The following is a 13,411-nucleotide window of genomic DNA, read 5'->3' as shown; positions in this document are numbered from 1 at the left end:
ATGAAGCGGCCATGCCTGTGGCTTATTCTCATACTCCGAAAGCTGAGGCGAAGCGCAGACCGGCTCCCCATAGATTGGTTGCCCAGTTCACTCGAAAGGAGATAACGTCATGCGTAAATTCGGCCTTGCAGTGGCACTTGGTAGTGCCCTTCTGACCTCATCTGCAATGGCACAGGCGCTGGATCCTGCCGTCCAGAAGTTTGTCGATGGGCTTGAAGGTGCCAAGCCAATCTACACCCTCACGCCACAGGAGGCGCGCGACGTGCTGGATACCGTACAGTCAGGTCCCGCAGCGGCACCTGCCGTTGATGTTACAGAAAAGACACTCGCGACCGGACCGTTCGGCAAGACCAAAGTCGTCGTCTACCGACCGAGGGGCGTCACCGGCACTCTGCCGATCCTCATGTATTATCACGGCGCCGGCTGGGTGATGGGTGGCCAGAAAACCCACGACCGTCTCGTGCGCGAACTGACCGTTGGCGCTGGCACGGTCACGGTTTTTGTCGATTATCTTCGCTCGCCTGAGAGCCAGTTTCCGGGCGCAGTCGCAGAGGATTATGAGGTTACCGAATATGTGGCAAAGCACGCGAACGAATTCGGTGGAGACCCCGACCGGATCGCCATCGCAGGCGACAGCGTCGGCGGCAACATGACTGCGGTTGTAAGTATGATGTCCAAGGATCGCAGTGGCCCAAAGTTCAAGGCGCAGCTGCTGTTCTACCCAGTGACCGATGCCGGGATGGCGACCGGATCCTATCAACAGTTCGCCGACGGGCCCTGGCTGACCAAACCGGCAATGCAATGGTTCTGGAATGCCTACCTGCCTAATGCGGCGATCTGGACGACGCCTCATGTGTCTCCGCTGCGCGCCACAACCGACTACCTCAAGGGCCTGCCGCCGGCGCTGGTGATTACGGCGCAAAATGACGTGCTGCGCGACGAGGGCGAAGCGTATGCCAAGAAGCTGGCCGACGCGGGCGTTTCGGTCACGCAAACCCGTTACGATGGCACCATCCACGACTTCGTGATGCTCAACGCACTCAGTCAGACGAAGCCGACACGGGCCGCGATCGCGCAAGCGATTGATTTCCTCAAAGCCAAGCTTGCAAAGTAGCGCGGGCGGGCTCCTAATAAAGATTGTCGCCGCAGGCCGAGATCACACTCTTGGTCTGCGGCCAATCGATTCAGGCAGGCATGTTGTGACCGCTTGCAGCCCGCACTGTTGCAAGGTGATAGAAGTTCGGCAATCGAACCGTTGCTCCCTCAGGAGCGCCTCATCTCGCAGCTTTGTGGTGTCGCCGATTGCCACAAGGGCGACATTCGAAGATGATTGCCCGGACCGGCCCTCATCAGCCAGAATGCGCTGCAACCACGGGTTCGTAGCACAATTGCACTCGCCGATCACGGTCTCGTTATGATTGTGCCCTTCCTGCTGACAGGGGATGGGGCGCTTCAACCTGCTTGACCTGAGCGTACAGTCGGCGCGTGGGATTCAGGGATGTTCGCCCCGCAGACCCTACACAGGCACCTTTCCGCTCTTCATCCCTGCAGACCTGTCGTATCTCGGTGAAGACCGGATCGTTCGGGTCCGGTTCTACGTCCGTAACCTATCTCGATCACCCGAGGCGGGTCGCTGTCGGCAAAGTTGATGATGGCAAGAAAGGAGCGGGCTGGCCGGGGGGCATTGGCCAGCCCGCTCAAATGTGCCGGATCGCAGGAGCGTGGCACCCAGACACCGGCTCGGGGGAGGGGGGAAGAGCCCGGTGCCCCCTCTACCTAGGTGGTCAAAAGCGGCGCGACGATCAGACCCGCGTTCGCATCATTCATCCCTGAGTATGTGGAAGTACCTGCCGGAATGAAGCTTGATAAGCCCAACGGATGGCAATCGCTGCTTGGGTTGAGGCGTAGCTACACCTACCTGGCCTTCGCACCATACCTGAGTCTGGCGAAAGTGAACGGAGGCACAACGCTTGACCGTCAGTGTATGGCGCGTTGAACCCTAAGACTGAAAAACCTGTCTGCGGAGCTGATTCAGGCAGCTCTTTCCGTCTCCTAATTCCAAGTCGACGGCAGCCAATCGCGGTTTCGCCGGAAATTTGGAGACAACCCATGTACAGCAAGTTTCTCATTCCGGCGCTTGCCGCCGTCGCCGCTATCTCCGGCGCTGCTCACGCACAGGATTTCAACGGTCCCTTCGTCGGCGCCCAAGCCGGTTGGAACAAGTCGGACGTTCGCGACCCTGGAACCGGTGTCGGTATCACCCAGATCGACCAGTCGCGCGATTCCTTCGTGGGCGGTGTTTTTGCCGGCTATGATCGCGAGATCGCGCCTTCGATCGTGCTGGGCGGACAGGCCGACTTCAATATCGGTGCCAGCGACGACATCACGCAGCGCACGGCGCTCGGCGCCACCCGTCTCGATCCCAAATGGGGTTTCGATCTGACGGCTCGTGCGGGCTACATCGTGGCGCCCAAGACCCTCGTCTATTTGCGCGGCGGCTATGCCAATGAGCGAGTGCGCACGTCGGTAAGCAATGCCAGCGGGATTCGCACCGATAGCGCGAACCGCGATGGCTGGACGGTCGGCGGCGGTGTGGAACGGATCGTCTGGAACAAGGTCTCGGCTCGCCTCGAATATCGTTATGCCGATCTCGGTAGTCAGGGCGGCAAATGGGATCGCCATCAGGTCCTCATCGGCGCGGCCTATCGCTTCTGATGTGGGTCCATGCGCGGCGGGCGGTCGTTCCATCCGGCCGTTCGCCGGTGCGTGACGCTCGACATCTATCCATCAGTCTGGCCGTTTGGCCGAAAAAGGCAGGGAAGCTGTCGAGCTCATACTTAGGTCTCATCACGCCGATCCCGCGGGTGATTTCACGACCAGGACGAGAGGATCAATATTCTCTCACAGTTCAGCTTCTCCCCAGGAGATCGATCATGGCCTTCATGTCCTTCAACGAATTCTCAGCGCCGCACCCCGACCAACAGCTCGAGAGCATTGCGTCGACTTCTACAGCGCGCCTCAGCCCGCTCGAATGGGCTGTGGTTGCACTTGCACGCCGCGACAACCTCGACACACTCGAGACGCCGACCCGCATGGGGCAGGCGATGGCGGTGATTTTCGGCCGCCGGCTCAGCAATCGTCTCGCCGACGATCATCTCGAAGCGCTTCGGCGGATGTCCGTTCTCGTGTGGCATGCGCCTGACAGATTGACTGCCGACGAGGTCGAGCAGTTCGAGGAAGCCGGTTATACGCCCGAGCATCTTGAGCTACTTAATGAAAGCGTGCGCGCGGCGACGCGGCACTAGGCGTGAACTCGCCGGACGCGCACCGGTTCGCCGGTGAACCTCCCGGCGCTTCCCCATTACGAGGCGGTTCCTATGCTATACCACGACCTGATCATCACCCTGGTTTCGAACAGGGCCGATCCCTAGGCCTTGGTCGATTTGCCCCTGATGGCATCATGCTAGAGACACCCATTGGGTGCCGCCGCTGAAGTGTAGGGTGAGGCAGCTTTTGGCGGCAGAGAAAAACCCGGGTTTCGAACACGCTGAGGCGTAATGTTGTGTCGGTGGGCTAATGGCTAATGGTAAGGTCCTTCGGCGGATTTCTGCCAAATCGACCGTCTGGCGCTCAAGCAGCCCCCTGAGCCGGACACGGACCGGTGCACGCCGAATTTCGGGCGCTTCGATGCAAACGAAACGGATCTCGGAACGCGCTGAGCGCGACTGCTAGAGACTGGCTCCTCGCTAAGAGCTTAGCTCGCGAGTAGGCCTATTTCGCGGGCGATCCGTGAGGAACCGGTCTTCTGATCAACCGACGGCCGGATCCGATTGGATCACTCGTTAGGAGCAGCCCTCCGCATAGCCGAGTTCAGGCATCATGCCGACATGAATCAACTTTACCTTGCGATCTTTTCCGATCTCAAAACGAACCGCTGGATCACCGCTGGCAGCGTTCGGCGCTGTTAGATACTTGGCCGGCGAGTCTTCGTATTTGTGCGGTTCACTGCGGAAGCCTGCGAACCATTTTTGGACCTCGTCCTCGGTTGAGCCGATCCCGACGCCCTCAACAAGCTTCACATCTGAGTTCTGCCCCACCGTGATCCGCCGGACTGTACCCTTCGTTACCAAACCATAGACACCCGGATAGTCCGGAGAACTGACTGTGCGACATTCGGCGCCAGTTTGAGCTCCTCGCTCGGTCCAGGATCCGCCAACTGGGAGAGGTTTTCCGATCCGAAGATCGGCAAGTCCCTCCAGCCCAATCGCCTTGGACAGGTCAGGCGCAGATGCTTCCCCAGGTGTGAGCGAGTTCAATGGTGCGGAGGTCCCAATGGTTGTGGGCGCTGCCGCATCGACCTGAGCGTTCGCCTCCGTCGTGTCAGCAGACTGGCCATCCGAACCACCCGAACAGGCGGCAGCGCTAAGGCCAAGCGCAATAGCTGCAGGCGAAATAATCGACATATGTTTCATGACGCTTCAAACCGCTAGCAGGTCAATTCGGTTTCGCAAAAGTCTGCTGCGCTTAACACGCAACAAAAAGTATGATAGTAATCAATAGTCGGAAGCTGAAATGCTAGCTTTGAAGACTGATTGTCGAAGTTTGATAATATATGTTATGTTAAATTGAAACTGTGTTCCGCTAATATTAATCTGTATTTCCAAAAGTACTTTCCCAAGACATTTGTACGGCGGCTGCCACTTGCCTCAGACGTATGATGGACGCATACGTCCGTATGATAGCGATCCAATCACTGCTCGCGCATACCCGAGGAATGGACCAGATCACGATCAGCGAGGGTTTGAAGCGCGGCCTGCGGCGCCATTGCCCGCATTGCGACTCCCCGACCTTGTTCAGCGGTTACCTTACGGTCCAGCCAAGGTGCCCAGTGTGCGGCGCGGACAATGGACAGCACCGCGTCGACGATATCGCGTCCTATTTTACGATCCTGCTGGTCGGCCATCTCGTGATTGCCCCCTCTTTGGCGATCCCGTGGGTTTGGTCCGCTCCCCTGTGGGCGTCGATGAGCATTCTGATGACCCTCGTTTTAGTCATCACTCTGACAGCGTTACCCTATATCAAAGGTGGCGTGATCGGGGTGCTCGCTGCAACAGGTGACAAGAAGGCGGACGACGCGAAACAGCGGCCTGCCTCGCGCACAGATTAGACCTTATACCTCAGATTGCTGCGCGCACTCCGCGGCCGCGTGCGCATTTTGCCCTACTCAAGTGCAGGTAGCGTCGGCACTGCAAGCCAGCCCCTAGCCGAATAGAAGCTCACCTTGCGCTGCGCGGGCAACCGGTGTCGGCCGCCGGGGCGGTGTCCGCATGAGCCCACGCGCTGCCTCGGCGAGCGTATAAACCGCGTGACGCTTTGCTCCGCGATTGTGATGATCGACGCGATAGCCCTGATAATGACGCTTGAGCAGACCCGCCTTCACCAACTCGGAAACCGCCCGGCTTACGTTGGTCTTCCCTGATGACCGCAAGCGCGAGCGCACCTCGTCGTCCACGACCGAGCGAGCCTCGTCCTCTACCTTGGGCAGCTGGCCGAGATTTTTCAGCTCAGCATGCACCTTGTTCTGGAGAGCAATACGGCGCGGATCTCGCTGTCCCATCGGCGTGAGCGCGTCGCAAAGCCAATCTCGCAAGTTTACGCTCGCTCCGTCTGCAATGATGGTCGGACCTGCGCTTCCGTCAGCCTTAGCTACTTGTGCGATCAGATTGAGCACCATGAACGCATAGCGCGGACGCGACGAGAATTGTGCCAGCACCTCCAACAAGGAGGGCATGTCGAGCACATCGCCAAATTCTGCATCGATCGGACCGTGAAACATGACGTGAATGAATCAAGCACATACCAAGTCCAATGTGAATCCCCTTTTCTCGTCACCATGCTGTTTGTCACCAGCGACACTTTGCCCGAAGGTAAAGTGTCGCTGGCGGCTGTTTTCGATATGATTGGACCGGAACCCGATAAACGGCGGCTCCGTTCATCGCATTAACATCAACATTTATCGCTATTTGCTCCGAAGGAGGGTGGACGATGCCGAAATCGGGCGCCGATAATCGGCAGATTATGGACCGGTTGATGGACAGAGGCTTCCTTGGGGAGATTGCCGCCTTCGAAAATCACTCGAAGATGTGTCAGTCCCTTGGCGATCTGACTTCGCTGATCGATGCTGCAATCCGCGGTTTCGGCTTCAGGTGGTTCGGCCTCCTTCACCATGTGGACTTTTCCAAGACCGATCAGGCCGGCATCAAGCTCACGACCTATCCGAGTGTCTGGCGTGACGAGCTGATAGAGAGCGGCATGTTTCTCGACGGTCCCGTGCAGGCCGCCTCCAAGCGTTCCTTCGGCGGTTTTACATGGAGTCAGCTGCGCGACATCATTACCGTGACCGATCGACATACAGCCATCCTCGAGCGCGGTCGGCAATATGGCCTGAACCAAGGCTACAGCCTGCCGGTACGTATGCCCGACGAGCCAGATGGCATCTTCACTGTGGTTCAGCGAAGCGATGAAGAGATTACCCAGGAACAGGCGCTCGCCGCTCGTCTTCTCGGCTCGATCGCCTTCGACCGCGCCCGTGAACTGCACGGCGACAAGGTGCAGCCCGATCCACCGATTGCGCTCAGTCCACGCCAGATCGATTGCTTGCAGCTCGTCGCCCAAGGCAAGAGCGATTGGGAGATCGGCCAGATCCTTGGTCTCAGCAAAGATACCGTTCACGAGTATATCGAAGGCGCGCGTAAGCGTTACGGCGTTCGGCGACGAACGCAAATGGTGCTGCGTGCCGTTCGCGATGGAAATCTCGACATCGATAATCTGATTTAATTCATCCACATTGGATGATAAACGAAAGTCTGTCTGCAAGAGCAGACAGTCGTTGCGGGCACTCGGCACAGAACAACAGCAATTTACACCATCGATGAAGGGTTCCGGCAGGCATTTTTTGTTTGCCTCCCCCTCGGTGGGGGGATTGTTGATCTAGCCCTCGTCAGGCTCTCTAGGCATCCGAACCGACACGGTCACTCGCGAGTGCCCTTACGCCGCACAACTGTGCGGGAGGGAGGTAACGATGCGTAGCTTCATAGTCGGCGGCGCGGCGCTCATCGCGTCCGCTGTCCCAAGCGTGCCCGCACACGCCAGCACCCTGAGCTGCCAGGTGATCATCTGCCTGTCCAACCCGGGCGGACCGACACAGTACCGCGAGTGCGTGCCGCCCATCAGCGAATTGTGGCGAATGCTCGCACGCGGAGCCTCGTTTCCAAAGTGCAGCGAGGGCGGTGTTGTCAAAAGCGTTGTGCGCAACCTCAAGTCGCCTGCCCGCCGGTCGGTCGAGCTGACCTATCGCGACGGCCGACGTGAAACGCTTTCTCTGGCGAACATCGAACAGAACTCCCCCTCCGCCGCTCGAACGGTCCCACGATGATCCTCGAGCTCGCCGCCGTTGCAACCCTCGCGCGCCAGTGCGGCCCCAGCGTGGCGCCGGAGACGCTCATATCGCTCGTCCACGCGGAGAGCCATTTCGACCCTTATGCTATCGGTATCAACACCAAAGGGGTGACCGCACCGAGAGCTCAGGACGCAGCCACTGCGGCGATCGCCGCTCGGCGGCTCATCGCCCGAGGCTTCAACATCGATCTTGGCCTAGGACAGATCAACAGCTCCAATCTGCGCCGCCTCGGTCTGTCGGTCGAGGACGCATTCGATCCTTGTCGTAATCTCGCAGCCTCGGCTCGGGTGCTCACCGAAAACTACCTCGCTGTCGCACGGTCCAGCCCGGACAGCGAAACTGCCATCGCAATGGCAATGTCGATCTACAATACCGGCAATGCGTCTCGTGGCTTCGGCAACGGCTATGTCGACAAGGTCTATCGCTCTTCGGCGACTGTCGTGCCTGCGCTCACCGGCACCCCTGCAACTGCCAGCACCGCGCGTGCGCCGGTCCGGCCGGTCAGCGTGCCCGCAGAAGCACGACCTGCGACAGCCCAGAATCTACAAGTATGGAACACGTCAGCAGGGGCGCAGACGGCAGGATTGGTGGTGTTCGGGGGGCAATCAACAGCAACTTCGAAAGGACCATCTGAATGACAACACTGGCCCTCCTCCGTCCCGGTTGGCTGTCGCCGCGAACCAGTCAGATTTTGAAGAGCCTCGCGCTGATGGCACTGCTGGTATCTGTCTCGATGCTGATCAGTGACCCTGCTCACGCGCAGTCGGCGGACGGCATCACGTCGATGGCGGAGAACATCAAGACCTGGTTGACCGGCACTTTTGCCAAGACGGTCGCGGTGATCGCCGTTGTCATCGTCGGGTTCATGTTCTTCACCGGTCGTGCCAGTCTTGGGCTGCTTGTGACCGTCATCGTCGGCATCTTCATCGTGTTCAGTGCGCAATGGATCGTCGACACCATCACTGGCGGCGCGTGAGTACGGCGCCATGAAAGACGAAAAGCTTCGGGAAGAGACCCTCTTCCTCGCGGTAACAAGGCCGACAATGTGGCTTGGCGTTCCGATCGAGGCATCTTTGCCGATTGCGTTGGCCTCTTGCCTCACGCTGATCATCACCGGCAATCCGCTCTACGCCGCTGCGCTCGCCGGTGCATTTCTGGCAATCGCCCGTCTGATCGTCAGGCATGACGCCAACGCATTTCGACTGCTGTGGCTGTGGACGATGACCAAAGCGAAGTGTCGCAACCGCAGCTGGTGGGGCGGAAGCTCATACTCCCCCCTGCCCGTCCGCGGCACAAAGCGCCGGGGGTTTGCACATGGCTAGCGCCTCCCTGTTCGGTAGCGTCAACGCCGCCAAAACGCCTTGGCGGATCCTCAAGAACGAGGCCGATCCCGATCGCTACCTCCCCTACGCCCGCCATATCAACGAGCATATCATCGCTCTCGACGGCCGCGACATGATGATGATGTTTAGGCTCGACGGCCTGGCGTTCGAAACCGCCGATCCGAGCCACCTCAATGATTGGCATGAGAAGCTGAACAGCACGCTCCGTAACATCGCGGATGATCGTCTCGCGTTGTGGACCCATGTGGTGCGGCGGCCGATAACCGACTATCCTGAAGGTCGTTTCCGCTCGGACTTCGCGGCCGATCTCGACGCCAAGTATCGGGCGCGGGTCACCGCCCGCCGCCTCTATGTCAACGAGCTATATCTCACGTTCGTGTTGCGGCCCGCCGTGGGCTCGACCGATCGGACCGGCGTCCTGCTTCGCCGGCTTTCGAACGCCCGGCGCGATGGGCAGGAAGTAGATGACGAAGAGATTGGCCGCTTCGAGGACAAGGCGCGCGACGTTGAGAAGCTGCTTGGACGGTGCAAGCCTCAACGTCTCGGTCTCTATGATTTTGAGGGGCTGATGTTCTCCGAACCTCTCGAGGTCCTTGAGCTCGTGATGATGGGCCGTCCGTCTCGTGTGCCGCTCGTCCGCGGACATCTGGGATCGGCGCTCTATGGCGACCGTGTGATATTCGGGCGCGAGACGGTCGAAATTCGCGCGCACGACGAGAGCCGCTTCAGCGCCCTGTTCGGCATTCGGGAATATCCTGCCATGACGCGCCCGGGGCAGCTCAATGCTTTGCTATCCCAAGATTTCGCGTTTGTCCTCACGCAGTCCTTCGCCTTCATGGGAAAGGCGCGCGCGTCCGAGCGGCTGCGCCGTCGTCAGAACCAGATGGCATCGACAGAAGACGCGGCAGCCAGCCAAGCGCTCGACCTTGCCGATGCGGCAGACGATCTCCAGAGCAACCGTTTCGTGCTTGGCGAGCACCACCTCTCGCTTGCGGTCTTTGGCGAAAGCCAGAAGCGCCTTTCCGACAGTCTTTCGGTCGCGCGGGCGGCGCTTGCCGATGCGGGGCTAGTCTCCTCTCGCGAAGGCCCCGCAATCGAAGCCGCATTCTGGTCGCAGCTGCCGGGCAATTTCGCCTGGCGGGCACGCCCTGCAGCCATCACATCGCGAAATTTCGCCGCGCTCTCTCCCTTTCACACCTTCCCGGCTGGAAAGGCCGAAGGAAATCATTGGGGATCAGCGATCGCGCTGATGAAGACTGCGGCGCTGTCTCCCTTCTACTTCAACTTCCACGTGAATGATCTTGGTCATACGCTGATTATCGGGCCATCAGGGGGCGGCAAGACGGTCGTCCAGAATTTCCTGATGGCTCAACTCGAGAAGACTGGAGCCCAACAGATCTTCATCGACAAAGACCGAGGCGCCGAAATCTATGTCCGCTCTTCGGGCGGCACCTACTTAACTCTGACAAACGGTATGCCGACTGGGTTCGCACCCTTGCGCGCCCTCGAACACACACCGGGCAATGTCGTTTTCCTTTCCCGCCTGATCCGGCACCTGGTGGCACCTGACGGCGTCACCCTCGGGGTCGCACAGGAAAAGATGATCGACGAGGCGATCGCTGCAGTGGGCCGCCTGCCGGCGGAGCAGCGTTCCATCCTCGCCCTGCGACAACTGCTCGGCCAGCGCGATCCCGAGGGGATTGGCGCTCGTCTCGAAAAGTGGTCGCGCGGCGGCGCGCTCGGCTGGGTGTTCGACAACGATAGCGACGAGCTGTCCCTCAATGCCCGCTTCATCGGCTTCGACATGACGGATTTCCTCGACAATCCCGAGGTGCGGACCCCGGTCATGATGTACATGTTCCACCGGATCGACGCGCTCCTCGACGGCCGTCGCCTCGTCATCGACATCGACGAGTTTTGGAAGGCTCTGGGCGATGAGGCCTTCCGCGCTTTCGCGCAGGACGGGCTGAAGACCTACCGGAAGCAGAACGCTGTCCTCGTATTCGGCACCCAGAGCCCCGCCGACGCCCTGCGTTCCGATATCTCACACAGCATCATTGAGCAGGTGGCCACGAAAATCCTGTTGCCCAATCCGAACGGCCGCGAAGCTGATTATGTTGACGGACTGGGGCTCACGCGAGCCGAATTCCGACTGATCCGCAACGAGCTCATCCCGGAAAGCCGTCGCTTCCTGGTGAAACAGGGCCACGATTCCATCGTGGTCGAACTCGATCTCGCCAGTCTGCCTGATGAGCTCGCGGTGCTGTCGGGCACCACCGAAACCGTCGGCCTCCTTGACGAAATCAGAGCGACCCACGGCGACGATCCGGCGGTGTGGCTCCCCCTCTTCCACGATCGCCGACGGAGTGCGTCACCCAGGAAAGGATAAAGCCATGCGTATCGTCCGATTGCTCATGATGTCAGGAGGCCTGTGCCTCGTCGTGCCGGCCAACGCCCAAGGCATTCCCGTCTACGACAGCTCCACGTTCCTTCAGACCGTATCGACCGTGAAGAATACGCTGTCGATGATCGAACAGGGCAAGGAACAGATCTCTCAGGCGACGCAGCTTTTCGACAGCTTTAACCAGATCACCAATGTGAACCGGATCGCACCGTCGCTCGCCAACGATTCTGTGCGTCATCTGCTACCTACTGAGGCACGCGACATTCAGCGGCTCATGTCGTCCGACATCACCGGGATGGGCGGCCTTTCGTCATCCGCCGAGCGGATCCGATCTGCCCATCGCTTCAGTCTGCCGACACTAGGCACCGACGCCAGCGAATTCGAACGGAGTGGGAGAGAAGCACTTTCTCAAAACGGCGACTTAGCTGCGCGAGATGCAGCAGTCGCCGAGGCCGCGTACACCGTCACCGCCCAACGAACGACCGGACTAGAAGAACTTAGAAGCTCCCTGGACGGCGCTTCAGATGCGAAGCAGGTGATGGATATCCAAGCGCGCATCGGTGTCGAAACCGCGCATATTCAGAACGACGCGGTCCAACTTCAAGCTCTGCAGATGCGCCAGGTCGCCGAAGACAGGCTGCGGTCACAACGTGATAGCGAGCGCGCGCTCGCGAAACTCGACGAAAGCCTTGGAGCCCGATGATGAGCCTTCAAAGAGCCGGCTTCGTCGCAGCCACACTACTTCTGGCAGCCTGTCAGAAGCCGGTAGGGAAAGATGCTCTGCGCGAAGACCAAGACCTCCGAAATCAGGTGCTGCGCGACTGCGCGGATGGCACCCATATCAATAGCCAAGAGTGCAGCAATGCAAAAGCTGTCGATAATGCCGACAAGCTTGAGCGGTCGCTCGGCTCTAAGTGATGGTTTGAAGCGATGGCATCGACACTGTTCGCCGATATTTACACCAACATCGATGGGAAGCTTGATCTGTTTCTCAACGAGCGGCTCAATAATGTCATTGAGGTTGTTCGTGGGCCGCTCGCGCTCGGCCTCGTGATCTACATCGCCCTGTTTGGATACATGGTCATGCGCGGCATCGTCAGCGAGCCATGGGGTGAGCTGTTCTATCGAATGTGCAAGCTGTGCCTTCTCTATCTAGCCGCGACGACGGTGGCCTATTCCGAGTGGGTCACCAATCCGCTCTTTCACGGTATGCCGGACGCCATTTCGCAGGCTTTGGCGGGAAAGACGGTCACCAGCGTTGGAGGCGCCTTCGATGACTACTTTGCTCAGGTCGATAACATCGTTCGCATAATTCGTACGGAAGCGGAGACCTATCTTGATATCAATCCCTGGAAATTGGTGCTCTTAACGCTCGCTATCGCGATCTACGCGCTCGCGGGCCTCTCGGCTGCGATTGGCTTTGCCATTACAGTGTTCGCCAAGGTCGCGCTGGCGATCGTGATTGCGCTCGGTCCGATTTTTATAGCTCTTTCACTGTTCGAGCCGACGCGTCGATTCTTCTACGGCTGGCTTGGCCAAGCCGTTAATTTCATCTTACTGATAGCAGTGATCATCGCTATCACGACCCTCATCACTGATCTCGGAGCTACGGCATTAGCAGCCGCTGAGAGCACGCCGGACGTCACCATCGGCGCGGTACTCTTCGCAGTCTACATCTTCCTCGGCACAATATTTTTCCTCCAAGCGCCCTCGATCGCGACCGGCATTTCTGGCGGTGCATCTGCTGGCATCGGTGCCTTCGCAGGCAGTGCCTGGGGCACAATGGCCGCGCCCTTCCGTCAAAGCCGCGCGGTGCGTGATAGCCGCAACCTCGACAGAGCCGCCCGCCGAGGCGGCTCGGTCAGCCAAGCCTGACAAGGAGATCCCATGATCAGGAGCCATCATATTCTTATCGTCGCGAAACGGACCCTGCTCTTGGCAGCGCTTCTTCCGGCAGTCTCCACCGGAGCGTCCAACCCGAAAAAGCTCCCAGTTTGCAACGGCAAGCATCTGCGCGACGTGAACATCTACGGCAGCGTGCTTCCAGGATCAACGATCCCGGCCGTCACCGCCGCCCCTCCCCCGCCGCCCAAGCCGGATATCAAGCCCGCGCCAGCAGGAGATGAGGCTCCGCCACCTGTGCCGGAGCCACCGGCCGACAAGACCTCGGCTCTGTCTCCACCATCCACATTTGCGAGTTGCTGA

Annotated in this window: 16 protein-coding genes; 14 read left to right on the top strand and 2 right to left on the bottom strand. The window is 59.4% G+C overall.

The window, feature by feature from the left end:
* The first annotated feature begins 109 nt into the window (after positions 1 to 109).
* From BMY84_RS19865 to BMY84_RS19855, 3 genes are all read left to right on the top strand, one after another.
* Positions 110 to 1,114, top strand: coding sequence for an alpha/beta hydrolase (locus tag BMY84_RS19865; protein ID WP_093085976.1), 1,005 nt, complete (start codon positions 110 to 112; stop codon positions 1,112 to 1,114).
* 995 nt (positions 1,115 to 2,109) lie between these two features.
* The gene (locus BMY84_RS19860) at positions 2,110 to 2,715 is read left to right on the top strand and encodes an outer membrane protein (protein WP_093085974.1); all 606 of its coding nucleotides are present in this window, start codon (positions 2,110 to 2,112) and stop codon (positions 2,713 to 2,715) included.
* Positions 2,716 to 2,933: 218 nt separating this feature from the next.
* A complete protein-coding gene (locus tag BMY84_RS19855) occupies positions 2,934 to 3,305 on the top strand; it encodes a hypothetical protein (RefSeq protein WP_093085973.1) in 372 nt (123 codons plus the stop codon).
* A 537-nt stretch (positions 3,306 to 3,842) separates the two neighbouring features.
* Here BMY84_RS19855 and BMY84_RS19850 read toward each other — a convergent pair.
* Complete coding sequence (locus BMY84_RS19850) at positions 3,843 to 4,472, bottom strand: hypothetical protein (protein ID WP_093085971.1); 630 nt, start codon at positions 4,470 to 4,472, stop codon at positions 3,843 to 3,845.
* Positions 4,473 to 4,774: 302 nt separating this feature from the next.
* On the opposite strand from BMY84_RS19850, the gene BMY84_RS19845 reads away from it, so the two are divergent.
* Entirely contained in the window at positions 4,775 to 5,167 is a 393-nt protein-coding gene (locus BMY84_RS19845; protein ID WP_177204092.1) for a DUF983 domain-containing protein, read from the top strand.
* Positions 5,168 to 5,260: 93 nt separating this feature from the next.
* Here the strand turns inward: BMY84_RS19845 and BMY84_RS19840 are convergent, their stop codons facing one another.
* Positions 5,261 to 5,836, bottom strand: a complete 576-nt coding sequence (locus tag BMY84_RS19840; protein WP_093085967.1) for a hypothetical protein — start codon at positions 5,834 to 5,836, stop codon at positions 5,261 to 5,263.
* 209 nt (positions 5,837 to 6,045) lie between these two features.
* Here BMY84_RS19840 and BMY84_RS19835 point away from each other — a divergent pair, with 209 nt between their 5' ends.
* From BMY84_RS19835 to BMY84_RS19790, 10 genes are all read left to right on the top strand, one after another.
* The gene (locus BMY84_RS19835; RefSeq protein WP_256215323.1) at positions 6,046 to 6,837 is read left to right on the top strand and encodes a helix-turn-helix transcriptional regulator; all 792 of its coding nucleotides are present in this window, start codon (positions 6,046 to 6,048) and stop codon (positions 6,835 to 6,837) included.
* 244 nt (positions 6,838 to 7,081) lie between these two features.
* Positions 7,082 to 7,435 (top strand): hypothetical protein, encoded by a 354-nt coding sequence (locus tag BMY84_RS19830; protein ID WP_093085966.1) that lies wholly within the window; start codon positions 7,082 to 7,084, stop codon positions 7,433 to 7,435.
* Positions 7,432 to 8,097, top strand: coding sequence for a lytic transglycosylase domain-containing protein (locus BMY84_RS19825; RefSeq protein WP_093085964.1), 666 nt, complete (start codon positions 7,432 to 7,434; stop codon positions 8,095 to 8,097). Before BMY84_RS19830 ends, BMY84_RS19825 begins: the two co-directional genes overlap by 4 nt.
* Entirely contained in the window at positions 8,094 to 8,435 is a 342-nt protein-coding gene (locus BMY84_RS19820) for a TrbC/VirB2 family protein (RefSeq protein ID WP_093085963.1), read from the top strand. Before BMY84_RS19825 ends, BMY84_RS19820 begins: the two co-directional genes overlap by 4 nt.
* A 10-nt stretch (positions 8,436 to 8,445) precedes the next feature.
* Positions 8,446 to 8,781 (top strand): type IV secretion system protein VirB3, encoded by a 336-nt coding sequence (locus BMY84_RS19815; RefSeq protein ID WP_093085961.1) that lies wholly within the window; start codon positions 8,446 to 8,448, stop codon positions 8,779 to 8,781.
* A complete protein-coding gene (locus BMY84_RS19810; RefSeq protein WP_093085960.1) occupies positions 8,774 to 11,191 on the top strand; it encodes a VirB4 family type IV secretion/conjugal transfer ATPase in 2,418 nt (805 codons plus the stop codon). Before BMY84_RS19815 ends, BMY84_RS19810 begins: the two co-directional genes overlap by 8 nt.
* A gap of 4 nt (positions 11,192 to 11,195) precedes the next feature.
* The gene (locus BMY84_RS19805) at positions 11,196 to 11,909 is read left to right on the top strand and encodes a type IV secretion system protein (RefSeq protein WP_093085958.1); all 714 of its coding nucleotides are present in this window, start codon (positions 11,196 to 11,198) and stop codon (positions 11,907 to 11,909) included.
* Complete coding sequence (locus BMY84_RS19800; RefSeq protein ID WP_093085957.1) at positions 11,906 to 12,124, top strand: EexN family lipoprotein; 219 nt, start codon at positions 11,906 to 11,908, stop codon at positions 12,122 to 12,124. The genes BMY84_RS19805 and BMY84_RS19800 overlap by 4 nt, the downstream gene beginning before the upstream one ends.
* 12 nt (positions 12,125 to 12,136) lie before the next feature.
* The gene (locus BMY84_RS19795; protein WP_093085955.1) at positions 12,137 to 13,081 is read left to right on the top strand and encodes a type IV secretion system protein; all 945 of its coding nucleotides are present in this window, start codon (positions 12,137 to 12,139) and stop codon (positions 13,079 to 13,081) included.
* A 12-nt stretch (positions 13,082 to 13,093) separates the two neighbouring features.
* Positions 13,094 to 13,411 carry a hypothetical protein gene (locus BMY84_RS19790; RefSeq protein ID WP_093085954.1) on the top strand — a complete coding sequence of 106 codons (318 nt, stop codon included), beginning with the start codon at positions 13,094 to 13,096 and terminating at the stop codon, positions 13,409 to 13,411.

The organism is Sphingobium sp. AP50, from assembly GCF_900109095.1.
Lineage (GTDB): Bacteria > Pseudomonadota > Alphaproteobacteria > Sphingomonadales > Sphingomonadaceae > Sphingobium.
Note: the sequence above shows the minus strand (reverse complement) of the source record. Positions and strands in the feature narration are given on the sequence as shown.